The sequence below is a fragment of the Photobacterium atrarenae genome, assembly GCF_024380015.1.
Classification (GTDB): Bacteria; Pseudomonadota; Gammaproteobacteria; order Enterobacterales; family Vibrionaceae; genus Photobacterium; species Photobacterium atrarenae.
The window spans coordinates 212,129-228,003 of the sequence record NZ_CP101508.1; the positions used below are offsets into that span (position 1 = coordinate 212,129).

The window sequence follows — 15,875 nt, forward strand, 5'->3', positions numbered from 1 at the left end:
GAAAAAAAGCCGCAATTGCGGCTTTTTTGGTCTCGGTAGGGCTTGCAGACGATAGTTTAGTCGTTGAGGGCGACTTTACTGTCGGCGCTGTCCATGTCTTTCAGCTCAGCCAGCACTTCTTCTGCCCAATCGATCCAGGCCTGGCGGTTATGGATGCCGCGACGCAGGGTCAGGCGATCCAGGCGGGCCTGGCGATCCATGTTCTTGTAATCGCCGAAGTGAACCTTTTCCAGCTCGTGGTAGTGGTTCATCAGGGTGTGAGATTCTTCAATCAGGGCTTCCAGTTGCTGCTGCATCGGTACGGAGTTGTACACGCCGCAGACCAGTAGTTTGGCTGAAAACTCATCACGAATGGTCGGGTTGCGTGCCGGCTCCTGGAACCACTCAAACAGGGCCTGACGGCCAAGATCCGTGATGGAGTAGACTTTGCGATCCGGCTTACCTTCCTGTGGCTCCAGCTTACAGGTGACCTGGTCGTTGGTTGCCATCTTGTTCAGCTCACGGTACACCTGCTGGTGACTAGCTTTCCAGAAGTAGCCGATACTGTGTGAAAACTCTTTGGTGATATCGTAACCGGTTGCGTCGCGATTGCTCAGCACGGTCAAAATTACATGTGGTAGTGACATCTCTTCTATCCGTTAAAATACTACAAATATAAAAACAATCAGGTCACGTTACTCGTCGCTCTTTGGCGTCCGTTATAATCGTCTTGTTGCAGTGCCTGATCGGGATCACGTAGGATACACATCAATGTGATCTTTATCGACACCGAATTGTGATAATAACTATTTTTAGTCACGGCTAATTGTTCATCTTGTGATGTTTGTCTATATCTTAAGGTTTAAGATGCACTGCAATAATGTTTGATTCACCCTTGTTCACAGTGCATGAGATCACTTTAGACTATGCGCCCAGTTACACTTCGTCTCATTGTTGAGTCATTGCACGAAAAAAGTTTTTAACGGTCGCTGTGGTCAATACGTGTCGCGATGGCCAGACAGAATCACAACAGGCCACCGCACGGGGCGGTGGCCTGTATCGTTTCAGGTTGAAAACCCGGGTTAGCCGGTGTTACGCATCCCGGTGGCAATCCCGGCGATGGTGATCATCAGCGCTTCTTCCAGGATAGGCGACGGGTTTTCCTGTTGGCGGGTCCGGTACAGCAGCTCGGCCTGTAGCATGTTCAGCGGCTCAACGTAGATGTTTCGCAGGCGGATGGACTCCGCACCCCACGGGTTCTGCTCCATCAGGTGGGCGCTGTTCTCAACGGTCAGCACGGCCTTGATGTCCTGCTGCAGTTGCGCGCGTAGTTGCTCGCCCAGCGGCCACAGGGATTGGTCGGTCAGGCGGCGATCATAATACTTGGCGATGTCGGTGTTGGTTTTGGTGTACACCATTTCCAGCATTCCCAGGCGAGTAGAGAAGAACGGCCACTCGCGGCACATCTCTTCCAACTGCTTGGCATGACCTTTATCGATTGAGTACTGGATCGCCTCCCCGGCACCCAGCCAGGCTGGGAGCAGCAGGCGGTTCTGGCTCCAGGCGAAAATCCACGGGATGGCGCGCAGGCTTTCCACCCCACCTTGCGGGTTCCGTTTCGACGGGCGGGAGCCCAGCGGTAGCTTGCCCAGCTCCAGCTCTGGCGTTGCAGCTCTGAAGTACGGCACGAAATCCGGATTGCCCCGGACGATGCCGCGGTAGGCATCGCAGGAGATCTCCGACAGCACATCCATCAGTTCACGCCAGTCCTGCTTGGGGGCCGGTGGCGGCATCAGGTTGGCTTCGAGGATCGCGCTGGCATAGAGGTTCAGGCTGTTGACGGCCACTTCCGGCAGCCCCAGTTTGAAGCGGATCATTTCGCCTTGCTCGGTCACCCGCAGGCCGCCTTTGAGGCTGCGTGGCGGTTGGGAGAGCAGGGCTGCATGGGCCGGCGCCCCACCGCGGCCAATCGAGCCGCCGCGGCCGTGGAACAGCGTCAGTTCGACCCCGGCTTCTTCACACACGTCGACCAGGGCTTCCATCGCACGGTACTGGGCCCAGCCAGCAGCCATGACTCCGGCATCTTTGGCCGAATCGGAGTATCCGATCATGACCATCTGGTGATTCTGGATGAAGCCGCGGTACCAGTCGATATTCATCAGTTGGCTGATCACTGACTCGGCATTGTTGAGATCATCCAGGGTTTCGAACAGCGGGCAGACATCCAGGCGGAACGGGCAGCCGGCTTCCTGCAGCAGCAGGTGGACCGCCAGCACATCCGAGGCGGTCCGGGCCATGGAAATGACATAGGCGCCCAGGGCATCGCGCGGTTGCTCGGCAATTGTACGGCAGGTGTCGATGACTTCCTGGACCTCCTCAGACGGTTGCCAGTCACGCGGCAGCAGCGGGCGCTTGGAAGACAGCTCGCGGACCAGGAAGGCGACCTTGTCCTGTTCGCTCCACTGGTCGTAATCGCCCAGGCCCAGATAGCGGGTCAGCTCGGAAATGACATCGGAGTGGCGGGTGCTCTCCTGGCGGATATCGAGGCGGACCAGATGAATGCCGAAGCACTTGATCCGGCGTAGCACGTCCAGCAGCAGGCCGTCGGCAATGATCCCCATTCCGCACTCGTGCAGCGACTGGTAACAGGCGTAGAGTGGTTCCCACAGCTCGTTTACATCCTGAATCGTGGTGACGTTCGGTACCGGCTGGCCCTTGATTTTGGCATCCAGGACATCGCGGGTGTCGGTCAGCTTGGTGCGTAGCCCCTTGAGGATCGCCCGGTACGGCTCGTGCTCGTTCCCGGCCAGCTCGCGAACCTGGTCGTTGCATTTGACCATCGACAGCTCGCTGACCAGCTCCTGGATATCGCCAAGGTAGAGGTCGGCGGCTTTCCAGCGTGACAGCAGCAGCACTTCGCGGGTGACGTCGGCGGTCACGAACGGGTTGCCGTCACGGTCGCCCCCCATCCAGGAGGAGAACTTGACCGGCGCGGCATCAATCGGCAGCCCCTCGCCGAGGTGGTGGGTCAGCTTTTCGTCAAACTGGCGCAGAAACTCCGGCACCGCCTGCCACAGTGAGTTTTCGACCACGGCAAAGCCCCACTTGGCTTCATCGAGCGGGGTCGGGCGCTGCTGGCGGATCACGTCGGAGTGCCATGCCTGGGCAATGAGTTGCTCCAGGCGTTGCTCAACCCGCTTGCGCTCGCTGTGCGACAGCTCGCTCAGTTCCAGCTTGGACAGGCATTTGTTGATCTGGATGAGTTTGTGGATCATGGTGCGACGGGCAATTTCCGTCGGATGGGCGGTCAGCACCAGTTCAATATTCAGATCGCGTACTGCCTCGGCGGAGTCCAGCTTGTTGATCTGCTGCTGGTTAAGCCTGGCAAATAAATCGTCAATGGCATCGGGGTTGCAGATATGGGCTTCGCAATGACGAGAGACCGTATGATATTGCTCGGCGATATTGGTCAGGTTGAGGAACTGGCTGAAGGCACGGGCAACCGGCAGCAGTTGATCGTCGGGCAGGTTTTGCAGCTCATCGATCAGCTTGTCGCGATCAGCCTGATTGCCGCTGTGGGCCGACTTCGAGAGCTTACGTATTGTCTCGACCTTATCCAGGAGCGGCTCGCCGTGGGCATCTTTAATGGTATTGCCCAGCAGGTGGCCGAGCATACTGACGTTACTTCTTAAAGCGCTGTACAGTTCGTTCATAGCGTATCCATCTCGTAATTTTGTTACATCCAATTGACTTGTCTTTAGCTGACAATCTATCTGTGATCCCGGCCAAAGGTCAACTTTGATCCTTTTTTAGGCTAACTCAGATGCCATGAGTTTGATATTTATCATGATCAGCCAAGCATACTGTAAAAAACTTTCATAAATACTCCATCACACTGATGCGAGAGGGGAAGCACCTGCCTCTTCAGGTTATAGCAGCCAATCTGACCGCCGGGCATGAAATTGCCACTTTTTTTGATGCTGTGGTTGACAGGCGATGGCGGAATCGGTAAACATACAAATGCAGAGTTTATGAATAAAAATTTAAACCAGAATGAATGGTTCACAGCAATGATAAAAATGCGCCGTGAGCCGTAAAGCGACAATGATTGTAGGAAGTTGTTAACATGAACCAGGCGAGCATTCACAATTCACTTTCCCTCCGACGACGCTAAGTCTCATCGCCTGGTGCGCTTGCACCCCGTCACGGCTGTTTCACAGCACAGTATTAAAATCCCTGAAAGTCAAAACTACGGAATCAGTTATGTTGAACACCTTTATTATCGGTGCCAGCGGCTATACCGGCGCAGAGCTGGCTAGCATGGTGAGTCGCCACCCTCAGCTGCATCTGGCCGGACTGTATGTCTCCGCCGGCAGCCTGGATGCCCACAAGCCAGTCAGTCAGTTGCACGGCCAGTTGAAGGGGATTGTGGACTTGCCACTCCAGCCTTTGACCGACCCGCAAGCCGTGGCGACCGAAGCTGACATTGTTCTGTTGGCCACGGCCCATGAAGTGAGCCACGACCTGGCTCCGGTGTTTCTGGCTGCAGGTTGTCAGGTCTTTGATTTATCGGGTGCCTTTCGGGTGGAAGGGGATGCGTTTTACACCCGCTACTACGGCTTTGAACATCAGCATCCGAACTGGCTGGAACAGGCCGTTTACGGCTTAGCGGAGTGGAATCACCAGGCGATTGCCCAGGCGCAGCTGGTGGCGGTTCCGGGATGCTACCCGACGGCGGCGCAGCTGGCGCTCAAGCCGCTGCTGGAGCGTGAGCTGCTCGATACCACCCAGTGGCCGGTGATCAATGCGGTCAGCGGCGTCTCCGGTGCCGGGCGTAAGGCCAGTATGGTCAACAGCTTTTGTGAAGTGAGCCTGCAGGCCTATGGGGTGTTCGCTCACCGCCACCAGCCGGAAATCGCTACCCATCTGGACTGCGATGTGATTTTTACCCCGCACCTGGGCAACTTCAAGCGCGGGATCCTGGCCACCATTACCGCCAGGCTGGCAGAGGGGGTTGAGTCCGGAGAGGTGAGTGCGGCGATGACCAAGGCCTACCAGAGCCAGGGAATTCCCAATGCAGTCCGCCTGCTCGGCGAGCAGCCGGCCCGGCTCCAGGATGTGGTCAATACCTGCTTCTGTGATATTGGCTGGCAGGTACAGGATGGGCACATTATTTTAACATCTGCGATTGACAATTTATTGAAAGGTGCATCGTCGCAGGCGGTGCAGTGCATAAACATTCGGAATGGCTTTGCGCCGTTAACCGCCCTGGTTTAAGGGCGGACAGGTATTGGTTGAGGAGAGAGCACCATGAATCGGGTTCCGTTGGTGATTAAGTTGGGGGGTGCGGCACTGTCGTGTACTGAGACCCTGGAGAAGCTGTTCAATGCAATTAGCCAGTACCGTGAGCAGGCTCAGCGTCCGCTGCTGCTGGTGCATGGCGGCGGCTACCTGGTCGATGAGCTGATGAACAAAATGCAGCTTGAGACCGTGAAGAAAGATGGCCTGCGGGTGACGCCGAAAGATCAGATCCCGGTCATTGCCGGTGCGCTGGCGGGCACGGCTAACAAGCTGTTGCAGGGCCAGGCGATCAAAGCCGGTGTGGCGGCTGTGGGCCTGAGCCTGGCGGATGGCGGCCTGTGCCAGGTCAGTGAGCTGGATCCGGAACTGGGCGCGGTGGGCAAAGCAGCGCCGGGCAACAGCACGCTGGTGAAGCAAATTATGGCTGCGGGTTATGTGCCGATCATCAGCTCGATTGGCCTCGACAATGATGGCGAGCTGATGAATGTCAATGCCGATCAGGCCGCGGTGGCGGTGGCGGCGGCGCTGGAAGCCGAGCTGGTGCTGCTGTCGGATGTCAGCGGCGTGCTGGACGGTAAGGGACGGCTGATCCCGGCGCTGAATGAGCCCGAGGCGGAAGCCCTGATTGCTCAGGCTGTGATCACCGACGGCATGGTGGTCAAGGTCCGGGCGGCCTTTGAAGCGGCGAAAGCGCTGGGCCGGCCGATTGAAGTCGCCACCTGGCGCTACCCCGACAAACTGACCGAGCTGTTTGAAGGGCAGAGTATCGGGACTAAATTTTCAGTGTAAGCCGTAGGCTTCAAAACACATTTTATTTCAATGATTGAAGATGCCTGAGCGCGGTGACCGTCGAGCAGGCAAGCAGGAGAGCATGATGAGTCAAGTAACAAAAGTCGTATTGGCCTATTCCGGCGGTCTGGACACCTCAGCCATTATCCCTTGGCTGAAAGAGAACTATGGCTGTGAAGTGGTGGCATTTGTCGCCGATGTCGGTCAGGGTGAAGCTGAGCTGGAAGGAATTGAAGCAAAAGCGTTGGCTTCCGGAGCTTCGGCCTGCTACATCGCCGATCTGAAAGATGAGATGGTGGCCGATTATATTTATCCGAGCCTGAAAACCGGCGCGATTTATGAAGGCAAATACCTGCTGGGCACCTCGATGGCCCGGCCGATCATCGCCAAGGCCCAGGTTGAGTGTGCGCTGGAAATCGGTGCCGATGCCCTGTGCCACGGCTGTACCGGCAAAGGCAATGATCAGGTGCGTTTTGAAAGCGCGTATGCCGCGCTGGCGCCACAACTGACTGTGATCGCCCCGTGGCGGGAGTGGGATCTGCGCAGCCGTGAAGCCCTGCTGGATTACCTGGCCGAGCGGAACATTCCGTGTACCGCATCGCTGGAAAAAATCTACTCCCGTGATGCTAACGCCTGGCATATTTCGACCGAAGGCGGGGTACTGGAAGATACCTGGAACCAGCCGAATGAGCTGTGCTGGGTCTGGACTAAAGACCCTGAAGATGCGCCGAACACACCGGAAACCGTCTCTATCCTGATTGATAAAGGTGAAATCGTGGCCGTGGACGGCGAAGCCATGTCACCGCTGCAGGCGCTGACCTATCTCAATGAGAAAGGGGCTGAGCACGGCGTCGGCCGGATTGATATCGTCGAGAACCGTCTGGTGGGGATGAAATCCCGCGGTTGCTACGAAACCCCGGGTGGCACCATCATGAATGAAGCCCTGCGCGCGGTCGAGCAGCTGGTGCTGGACAAAGAATCGTTTGAATTTCGTGAGTCGCTGGGCCTGAAAGCCTCGCACCTGATCTACGACGGCCGCTGGTTCACGCCGCTGTGTAAATCGCTGCTGGCTGCGGCAGACGCGTTGGCCCAGGATGTGACCGGTGAGGTTGTGGTGAAATTGTATAAAGGGCAGGCTACCGTGGTGCAGAAGCGCTCGCTCAACAGTCTGTACTCGGAAGAGTTTGCCACCTTCGGCGAAGATGAGGTCTACGATCACAGTCATGCGGAAGGCTTTATCCGCCTGTACTCGCTGGCCAGCCGGATCCGCGCGCTGAACGAACAGAAGAAAAACAAATAACCCTACACAGCAAGCAATGAGACACGTCGAATAGCGAAACATAGGAGAAGTACCATGGCATTATGGGGCGGACGTTTTAGTCAGGCAGCAGACACACGGTTTAAAGAGTTTAATGATTCCCTGCGCTTTGATTACCGCTTGGCGGAGCAAGATATCGTTGGCTCCATTGCCTGGTCGAAGGCGCTGCGCCAGGTCAATGTATTGACCGAAGACGAGCAGCAGCGGTTGGAGCTGGTTCTGAATGAGCTGAAGCTGGCGGTGATGGAAGATCCGGAGCAGATCCTCAATTCGGATGCGGAAGATATCCACAGCTGGGTCGAGCAGCAGCTGATCAGCAAGGTCGGGGATTTGGGCAAGAAGCTTCATACCGGCCGGTCGCGTAACGATCAGGTCGCAACTGATCTCAAACTCTGGTGCCGCCAGCAGGGTCAGCAATTGCTGATGATGCTGGACAAGCTGCAAAACCAGCTGGTGTCGGTGGCGCGGGAAAACCAGGGCACGGTGCTGCCGGGTTATACCCACCTGCAGCGGGCGCAGCCGGTGACGTTTGCCCACTGGTGCCTGGCCTATGTCGAGATGTTCGAGCGGGATCATTCGCGCCTGCAGGATGCGCTGAGCCGGCTGGATACCTGTCCGCTTGGCTCGGGCGCACTGGCCGGGACGGCGTATCCGATTGATCGGGAAGCGCTGGCCCACAGCCTGGGCTTTCACCGGGCGACACGCAACAGCTTGGACTCGGTCTCCGACCGTGACCATGTGATGGAGCTGTTGTCGACGGCGTCGATCTCGATGCTGCACCTCTCAAGGATGGCCGAAGATCTGATCTTTTATAACTCCGGCGAGTCGAACTTTATCGAGCTGGCTGATACGGTGACTTCGGGCTCCTCCCTGATGCCGCAGAAGAAAAACCCCGATGCCCTCGAGCTGATCCGGGGTAAATGCGGCCGGGTTTACGGTGCGATGACCGGAATGATGATGACGGTCAAAGCGCTGCCGCTGGCCTATAACAAAGATATGCAGGAAGACAAGGAAGGCTTGTTTGATGCGCTGGACAGCTGGCACGACTGTATGGAAATGGCAGCGCTCTGTTTTGACGGCATCAAGGTGAACAAGGCACGGACGCTGGAAGCTGCGATGCAGGGCTACTCTAACGCGACTGAGCTGGCTGATTATCTGGTCGCCAAGGGCATTCCGTTCCGCGAAGCGCACCACATCGTCGGGGTCGCTGTGGTGGCTGCGATTGCCAAAGGTTGCGCACTGGAAGAAATGTCGCTGGCTGAGATGAAGTCATTCTCGGAGGTGATTGATGACGATGTTTATCCGATCCTGACCATAGATTCGTGTCTGGAGAAGCGCTGCGCTCTGGGTGGGGTGGCGCCGAACCAGGTGGACTATGCGATTTCCCAGGCTGAAAAACGGCTTGAGAAACGTTACACCCCGGGGGGCAAAGTCCGCGGTGCCCGCCTGACCGATCTCGACGCCATTGAAGGTATGGTGGCCTACTGGGCGGGGTTAGGGGAAAATCTGCCAAGGATGCGCAATGAACTGGTGCGGGATATCGGCTCGTTTGCGGTGGCTGAGCATCACGGCACGGTGACCGGATGTGCGTCGCTCTATGTCTACGACTCCGGGCTGGCGGAAATTCGCTCGCTGGGTGTCGAAGCCGGTTGGCAGCATCAGGGGCAGGGCAAAGCCATTGTTGATTTCCTGATTGAAAAGGCCGATCAGATGGCAATCAAGAAAGTGTTTGTACTGACCCGGGTCCCTGAGTTTTTCATGAAACAGGGCTTTGTCCCGACCTCGAAATCGTTGTTGCCGGAGAAAGTGATGAAAGACTGCGATCGTTGTCCGCGCCAGCATGCCTGTGATGAGGTGGCGCTGGAAGTGCGGCTCGATAAAGAGCAGGCGATCCCGAGTGTCAGTGTTGCCTGAATCAATAGTGCTTAAATCAATACTGCCTCAATCAATGTGATGTTGAATTTTTGAGTCCTAGTTCTAGTCCGACCCGGCCCGATCCCTCTGGTATCGCGGCCGGCTTTTTTTGTTGGCGCAGTTGGTGGTGTCAGGCTTGGCGAGAGCGGGGGCTGAGCCTGCGCGCCAGGGCAGCCACACCATGGGCGAACAGCAGCAGGCTGAAGGCGCTGGCTGTAAATAACAGGGTGATGGATTCCACCTTGGTCGGGGTTGGCAGGTAGTAATAGAGCCAGGCGCTCCAGCTCAGGGAGCTGAGCAGGATCAGTTGCAGAATGCAGCGGCGACAGCGGCCGAGCTTGCGGCGAAAGGCTTGAGTCTGGTGGCAGTGAGGGCAGCCCATGTCCATGCTCCGAAACGTCTGATGGACTGAAATTGTACTGGAAAAAAGCCCTCCGGAGGAGGGCAAATCATCGTGTAAAGCCGTGCGCAGGAGAGTGAGGAAGCGGTTAGCAGCCCGGACCGCAGTCGAGGCAGTGTTTGATCATCTGCGGGCCCAGGTGCAGCTTGGCATTGAGATCACGCAGTGCAGTCCGGACCCCTTCTTCGATCACCGGGTGGTAGAATGGCATGTCGAGCATTTCCGCCACGGTCATCTTGTTCTGGTGCGCCCAGGCCAGCAGGTGCGCCAGGTGCTCGGCATTTGGTCCCATCATTTCGGCACCGAGGAAGCGGCCGGTGCCGTGCTCGCCGTAAACGTGCAGCAGGCCCTTGTTGCGCAGCATCACCCGGGAGCGACCCTGGTTCTCAAACGAGACGGCACCGGTTTCGAAACAGCCGCAGTTGCCCAGGCGCTCGGTGACTTCCTGATAAGTTTCCCCGATCAGCGCAATTTGCGGATCGGTGAACACGGCGGAAATTTTCGAGCGGCGCAGCCCGGCACGGATATCCGGGAAGCGACCGGCGTTGTCTCCGGCAATCCGCCCCTGATCCGCCGCTTCATGTAGCAACGGCAGCTGGTTGCTGGCATCGCCGGCAATGAAAATGGTGTCGACCGAGGTTTGCAGCGTAAAGTGGTCGGCCATCGGGACGCCACGCTCATCCAGGCTCATGCTGGTGTGCTCAATCGCCAGCTTGTCGACGTTCGGCCGGCGGCCGGTTGCGGCGAGGACATAATCGACTCGGATCACCGCCAGTTCACCTTGCTTGTCCAGGTACTGGATCTCAACCTGGTCGCCGTCGCGTTTCATGCTTTCGACCTTGACGTCGGCATCGAGATAGAATTCTTCATTAAAGGCTTGATCGGCATAAGCCATGATTTTCGGATCGGTCAGCGGGCCCACCTGGCCACCCAGGCCGAACATCACCACCTCAACACCCAGGCGTTTGAGCGCCTGACCCAGCTCCAGGCCGATGACGCCCGGACCGAATACCGCCACGGCGCTCGGCAGATCGTCCCACTCAAAGACATCATCATTGATGATCAGGCGATCGCCCAGCTCGTGCCACGCCGCCGGGTAGGCCGGCCGGGAGCCGGTCGCGATCACGATGCGCTTGGCTTCGATGCGGGTATGATCATCCACCATCAGCGTGGTGTTATTGACAAATTGGGCATAGCCGGCAATCTTGTCTTCGGCCGGGATCTCATCCACGCTTTCCAACACGAAGCCGGCAAACCGGTCCCGCTCGCGCTTCACCCGATCCATCACCTCGCGGCCGTTGATCAGGATCTCCCCTTGCGGGTGGACGCCGAATCCCGGCGCTTTTTCGATCTGGTGAACGCTTTCTGCTGCGGCAATCAGCAGTTTGGATGGCATACAGCCGACACGGGCACAGGTGGTGCCATACGGGCCGCCTTCGATCATTACGACACTGTCGCTATGTGCCTTGGCTGCACGGTAGGCACCCAGGCCGGCGGTCCCGCCGCCAATGATTGCCACATCAACATTCAGGGTCTTCATTTTTCTCTCCAGTTCACTTTGCCGATAAAGGCAGGGCCGACGGCCCTGCAACACGATGCTTGCTCGCGACTCAAGCGCTTAGGAACGCATCCAGCTCTTCGCTGCCACCGATGTGCTTGCCGCCGATGAAAATCTGGGGCACGGTGCTGCGGCCGGTTACCGCGCGCAGGCTGACCGTGGTGGCATCTTTGCCCAGGATCACTTCTTCATATTGCAGCTTGCTGTCGATCAGGCGCTGCTTCGCTTTGGCACAGAACGGGCAGCCCGGCTTGGTAAAGACCGTAATCGATTCTTGTAGCTGATGCTCTGGGGCAATATAGTTAAGCATAGTATCGGCATCGGAAACCTTGAACGGGTCGCCCGGCTCGTCGTTCTCGATGAACATTTTTGCCACCACGCCGTTTTTCACCAGCATGCTGTAGCGCCATGAGCGTGCGCCGAAGCCCAGTTCTTCTTTGTTGACCAGCATCCCCATGCCCCGGGAGAATTCACCGTTGCCGTCCGGGATAAAGGTGATGTTGTCGGCTTCTTGATCGGCTTTCCAGGCGTTCATGACAAAGGTGTCGTTGACCGAAACACACAGGATGTCGTCGACACCGTGCTCGGCAAAGACGGAGGCCAGCTCGTTATAGCGCGGCAGGTGGCTCGATGAGCAGGTTGGGGTAAAGGCACCCGGCAGGCTGAAGACAATCACGGTTTTGTCCGCGAACAACTCAGCAGTGGTGACATCGACCCACTGATCGCCCTGGCGGGTGTGGAACGTGACTTGTGGGACGGCTTGGCCTTCTTTTGATGCAAACATAATATTTCCCCTTAACTGGATAACTCATTTGATTTGTGGTTTTGGTGACAACCGGAGCCTTGTTCATCCTGCTCCGTGTTGATGGGAGAATTATGTCGCGAACCCATTGATAGCTCTAATCGTTTGCTGCTATGGTTTTGATAGTTTTATTCTATTAAAAAGTAAGGGGCGCCATGAACATCCGCGATCTTGAATATCTGGTGGCATTGTCTGAGCACAAGCATTTTCGCAAGGCGGCGGAAGCCTGCTTTGTCAGCCAGCCGACCCTGAGCGGGCAGATCCGTAAGCTGGAAGATGAGCTGGGGGTGTCGCTGCTCGAGCGCACCAGCCGCCGGGTGCTGTTTACCGATGCCGGCCTGAGCCTGGTGGCCCAGGCCCAGAAGATCCTGATGGAAGTGAAAGTGCTGACTGAACTGGCCAGTCAGCAGGGCGACAGTATGGCCGGGCCGCTGCATATCGGATTTATTCCGACGGTGGGGCCGTATCTGCTGCCGCATATTATCCCGCATCTCAAAGCCGAGTTTCCGCAGTTGGAGCTGTACCTGCATGAGGCGCAGACCCATCAACTGGTCCAGCAGCTTGAAGAAGGCAAGCTCGACTGTATTGTGCTGGCGGCGGTGAAGGAGACCGAGCACTTGGTTGAGTTGCCACTGTACCATGAGCCGATGGTGCTGGCGGTTCCGCAGGAGCATCCGTGGGCGGCGCAGGAGAGCCTGGCGATGGCCAAGCTCAATGGCCAGACCTTGCTGATGCTGGGGGATGGCCACTGCCTGCGTGATCAGGCGATGGGGTTCTGTTTTGCGGTCGGGGCGCAGGAGGATGGCAGTTTCAAGGCGACCAGCCTGGAGACCCTGCGTAATATGGTCGCGGCGGGGAGCGGGATCACCTTGTTGCCGCAACTGGCCACGCCGGCGACGCGCCAGCGGGACGGGATTTGCTATATTCGCACGCTTGATCCCGAACCAACCCGGCAGATTGTGCTGGCCTACCGGCCGGGCTCACCGCTGCGGGGCCGCTATGAAAAACTGGCAGCGCTGGTTGGCGAGAAGATGCAACCGCAGCTGGTCCGGGAAGCAGCGCCCAACCCGGGCTCGGCGCATTCCGATCTGGCGTAGGGCTTGTCCTCTCGCTCTGGGGCCGGGTCGTTTAAACCCGATCGTCCCGGCAAATCGTCGGCGAGCTACCGAGAAAAAAAAGCGCCCCCTGAATGTTCAGGGGGCGCTTTTTGATCACTGTCGCCGTTTTCAATCAGAACAGTTCATCTGAGCTGTCGGCTTCGAAAATGCCGCCGGCACCGCTCTCGCTGACCGTCTCGGTCGGCTCAGACCCTTTCTCGAAATATTCAAACATCGAGGTGAAGTCGGTCCGGTTACTCAGCTTACCGGTATCGCGGTCGATGCGGACCTGGATGATCCCGTCCGGTAACTGCTTGCGTTGTACCGGAACATCTTCCAGGGCTTGCTCCATAAAGGCGACCCAGGCCGGTTGGGCGGTTTTAGCCCCGGCTTCGGCACCAGAAATCTGTTCTTTGCCGAGGTTATTGTTCCAGCCGGTGCGGCCGAGTTTGCGGCTGTGATCATCAAATCCAACCCAGGCCGTAGCGACGATGTTCGGGCCAAAGCCAGAATACCAGGCATCCTTCGAGTCGTTGGTGGTGCCGGTTTTGCCGCCGATATCCCGGCGTTTCAGCTCTTGCCCACGCCAGCCGGTCCCGTTCCAGCCGGTCCCGTGGCGCCAGTCACCCCCCCCCCAGATATTGCTCTCCAGCATTTCGCGGATCAGGAAGGCGTTTTGCTCCGAAATTACTTGCGGCGCATAGCGCGGGGCCTGCCCGGCATCGGCACTACCGCTGTCACCCAGTTCCTGCTCGCTGATGGCAATGTCGTGCAGCACGGCTTTGCTGGCAGTAACCGGCTTGCCGGCTTGTTGTTGTCCGCGCTGACACTCGGTATCACAGACCTGGTTCGGGTTGGCCTGATAGATCAGGTTGCCGTAGGCATCCTCGACCCGTTCAATGAAGTAAGGCTCGACATAGTAGCCACCGTTGGCAAACACCGAGAAGCCCTGGGCCATCTCCAGTGGGGTCAGGCTGCCGGCCCCCAGTGCGATGGCTTCGGCGCGCGGCAAGTCTTCGCGCTTGAAGCCAAAGCGGGTCAGGTAGCTGATCGCATCATCCAGGCCGACATTTTGCAGAACACGCACCGCCATGACGTTTTTCGACTGGGCCAGGCCCAGGCGCAGCCGGGTCGGGCCGTTGTAGGTCGGCGGGGAGTTCTTTGGTCGCCAGGCTGTGCCCATGCTCTGATCCCAGCGGTTGATCGGGGCGTCATTCACCAGGGTCGCCAGGGTCATGCCTTTGTCCAGTGCTGCCGAATAGATAAAGGGCTTGATACTGGAACCGACCTGGCGGATGGATTGGGTAGCACGGTTAAACTTGCTGTGGACGAAGTTAAAGCCGCCCACCATGGCTTTCACGGCGCCGTTTTGCGGCGAGACGGCGACAAAGGCGGTATTGGCATCCGGGACCTGGCTCAGGACCCAGTCCTGCTCGCGCTGCTGAACCCAGATTTGCTCACCCGGGCTGAGGATCTCGGTCGCCGCTTTCGGGGCTGCGCCTTGACGCTCGTCGGTAATATAGCGGCGGGCCCATTTCAGGCCGTCCCATGCCAGGGTGTGTTGGGCCCCGTCTTTGGTGATCACTTGGGCAGACTTGGCGTCGACGGCGGTGACCACAGCGGCCTGCAGTTCGCCGTAGCTTGGCTGTTGGCGCAGGTGCTCGGTAATTTTCTCGCTTGGCCAGGCCGCTTGTTTCGGTTGCCACAGCGTTGCCACCGCGCCGCGGTAGCCATGCCGCTGGTCGTAGTCCAGCAGGTTGTTGATGGCAGCGGCCTGCGCGGCCTGCTGGAGTTTCGGATCCACTGTGGTGTAGATCCGCATCCCGGAGGTATAGGCTTCTTCGCCATAGCGTTCCACCATCCAGGCGCGGGCGCGCTCGGCAAAATACGGCGCACTGAGTTCAATTTCCGCACCGTGGTAGCGGGCGACAATCGGCTCGGCACGGGCCTGATCCAGCTCGGCCTGGCTGATATAGCCTTCGTCGAACATCCGGCTCAGCACCACATTGCGGCGGGTGGTTGCCCGGTCAATGGAGTAGAGCGGGTTCATGGTTGACGGTGCTTTCGGCAGCCCGGCAATGATCGCAATTTCGCTCAGGGTCAGCTGGCTGACTTCCTTGCCGAAATAAACCTGTGCGGCGGCACCCACCCCGTAAGAGCGGTAGCCGAGGTAAATTTTGTTGAGGTAGAGCTCCAGGATCTCTTCTTTGCTCAGCAGCTGCTCAATGTGAATTGCAATAAAGATCTCTTTGATCTTCCGCATGATCTTTTTCTCGTTGGTGAGAAAAAAGTTCCGCGCCAGTTGCTGGGTAATGGTACTCGCCCCTTGTTTGGCAGAGCCTGAAATGGCCACGACGATAGCGGCGCGGGCAATCCCGATCGGGTCAATCCCCGGGTGCTCATAGTAGCGGCTGTCCTCGGTGGCAATGACCGCATTGATCATTTGCGGGGGAATTTCATCAAGTGACAGCGGGATCCGACGCTTCTCACCAAATTGGGAAATCAGTTTGCCGTCGGCACTGAAAACTTGCATAGGTGTTTGTAACTCAACATTTTTCAGCGTTGCCACATCCGGGAGCTCGGGCTTTACATATTGGTAAAAACCAAAAATTGTACCGACCCCAAGAAATATGCAAATCAATGCAAGTATAAGTAATCGCTTTATGAACTTCACTTGAGAATTCCTGCTACACCATCGTTTGACCGTTCACTCTATT

At 57.6% G+C, this 15,875-nt stretch carries 11 protein-coding genes; 5 read left to right on the top strand and 6 right to left on the bottom strand.

Annotated features, from left to right (window positions below):
- Positions 1-56: 56 nt before the first annotated feature.
- Both NNL38_RS01030 and ppc read right to left on the bottom strand, forming a co-directional pair.
- Positions 57-626 carry a PadR family transcriptional regulator gene (locus tag NNL38_RS01030; protein WP_255389198.1) on the bottom strand — a complete coding sequence of 190 codons (570 nt, stop codon included), beginning with the start codon at positions 624-626 and terminating at the stop codon, positions 57-59.
- 435 nt (positions 627-1,061) lie between these two features.
- Positions 1,062-3,692, bottom strand: coding sequence for a phosphoenolpyruvate carboxylase (gene ppc / locus NNL38_RS01035; RefSeq protein WP_255389199.1), 2,631 nt, complete (start codon positions 3,690-3,692; stop codon positions 1,062-1,064).
- Positions 3,693-4,242: 550 nt separating this feature from the next.
- Here ppc and argC point away from each other — a divergent pair.
- From argC to argH, 4 genes are all read left to right on the top strand, one after another.
- The gene (argC, locus tag NNL38_RS01040; RefSeq protein ID WP_255389200.1) at positions 4,243-5,256 is read left to right on the top strand and encodes an N-acetyl-gamma-glutamyl-phosphate reductase; all 1,014 of its coding nucleotides are present in this window, start codon (positions 4,243-4,245) and stop codon (positions 5,254-5,256) included.
- A gap of 33 nt (positions 5,257-5,289) precedes the next feature.
- Entirely contained in the window at positions 5,290-6,069 is a 780-nt protein-coding gene (gene argB, locus NNL38_RS01045) for an acetylglutamate kinase (protein WP_255389201.1), read from the top strand.
- An 85-nt stretch (positions 6,070-6,154) separates the two neighbouring features.
- Positions 6,155-7,369 carry an argininosuccinate synthase gene (locus NNL38_RS01050; protein ID WP_255389202.1) on the top strand — a complete coding sequence of 405 codons (1,215 nt, stop codon included), beginning with the start codon at positions 6,155-6,157 and terminating at the stop codon, positions 7,367-7,369.
- A 54-nt stretch (positions 7,370-7,423) separates the two neighbouring features.
- Positions 7,424-9,301, top strand: coding sequence for an argininosuccinate lyase (gene argH / locus NNL38_RS01055; RefSeq protein WP_255389203.1), 1,878 nt, complete (start codon positions 7,424-7,426; stop codon positions 9,299-9,301).
- A 130-nt stretch (positions 9,302-9,431) separates the two neighbouring features.
- Here the strand turns inward: argH and NNL38_RS01060 are convergent, their stop codons facing one another.
- The 3 genes from NNL38_RS01060 to NNL38_RS01070 all read right to left on the bottom strand — a co-directional run bounded on the left by NNL38_RS01060 (position 9,432) and on the right by NNL38_RS01070 (position 12,043).
- On the bottom strand, positions 9,432-9,683 hold the full coding sequence (locus NNL38_RS01060) for a DUF3624 domain-containing protein (RefSeq protein WP_255389204.1): 252 nt from the start codon (positions 9,681-9,683) through the stop codon (positions 9,432-9,434).
- A 106-nt stretch (positions 9,684-9,789) separates the two neighbouring features.
- The gene (locus tag NNL38_RS01065) at positions 9,790-11,241 is read right to left on the bottom strand and encodes a dihydrolipoyl dehydrogenase (RefSeq protein ID WP_255389205.1); all 1,452 of its coding nucleotides are present in this window, start codon (positions 11,239-11,241) and stop codon (positions 9,790-9,792) included.
- Between the two features lie 70 nt (positions 11,242-11,311).
- Positions 11,312-12,043, bottom strand: coding sequence for a glutathione peroxidase (locus NNL38_RS01070; RefSeq protein WP_255389206.1), 732 nt, complete (start codon positions 12,041-12,043; stop codon positions 11,312-11,314).
- Between the two features lie 173 nt (positions 12,044-12,216).
- Here NNL38_RS01070 and oxyR point away from each other — a divergent pair, with 173 nt between their 5' ends.
- On the top strand, positions 12,217-13,158 hold the full coding sequence (oxyR, locus tag NNL38_RS01075) for a DNA-binding transcriptional regulator OxyR (protein WP_255389207.1): 942 nt from the start codon (positions 12,217-12,219) through the stop codon (positions 13,156-13,158).
- A 133-nt stretch (positions 13,159-13,291) separates the two neighbouring features.
- Here the strand turns inward: oxyR and NNL38_RS01080 are convergent, their stop codons facing one another.
- Positions 13,292-15,832 (bottom strand): penicillin-binding protein 1A, encoded by a 2,541-nt coding sequence (locus tag NNL38_RS01080; RefSeq protein WP_255389208.1) that lies wholly within the window; start codon positions 15,830-15,832, stop codon positions 13,292-13,294.
- Positions 15,833-15,875 lie beyond the last annotated feature (43 nt).

Coding starts and splice junctions, on each gene's coding strand:
- NNL38_RS01030 (WP_255389198.1), bottom strand. CDS start 626: ATGTCACTACCACATGTAATTTTGACCGTGCTGAGCAATCGCGACGCA.
- ppc (WP_255389199.1), bottom strand. CDS start 3,692: ATGAACGAACTGTACAGCGCTTTAAGAAGTAACGTCAGTATGCTCGGC.
- argC (WP_255389200.1), top strand. CDS start 4,243: ATGTTGAACACCTTTATTATCGGTGCCAGCGGCTATACCGGCGCAGAG.
- argB (WP_255389201.1), top strand. CDS start 5,290: ATGAATCGGGTTCCGTTGGTGATTAAGTTGGGGGGTGCGGCACTGTCG.
- NNL38_RS01050 (WP_255389202.1), top strand. CDS start 6,155: ATGAGTCAAGTAACAAAAGTCGTATTGGCCTATTCCGGCGGTCTGGAC.
- argH (WP_255389203.1), top strand. CDS start 7,424: ATGGCATTATGGGGCGGACGTTTTAGTCAGGCAGCAGACACACGGTTT.
- NNL38_RS01060 (WP_255389204.1), bottom strand. CDS start 9,683: ATGGGCTGCCCTCACTGCCACCAGACTCAAGCCTTTCGCCGCAAGCTC.
- NNL38_RS01065 (WP_255389205.1), bottom strand. CDS start 11,241: ATGAAGACCCTGAATGTTGATGTGGCAATCATTGGCGGCGGGACCGCC.
- NNL38_RS01070 (WP_255389206.1), bottom strand. CDS start 12,043: ATGTTTGCATCAAAAGAAGGCCAAGCCGTCCCACAAGTCACGTTCCAC.
- oxyR (WP_255389207.1), top strand. CDS start 12,217: ATGAACATCCGCGATCTTGAATATCTGGTGGCATTGTCTGAGCACAAG.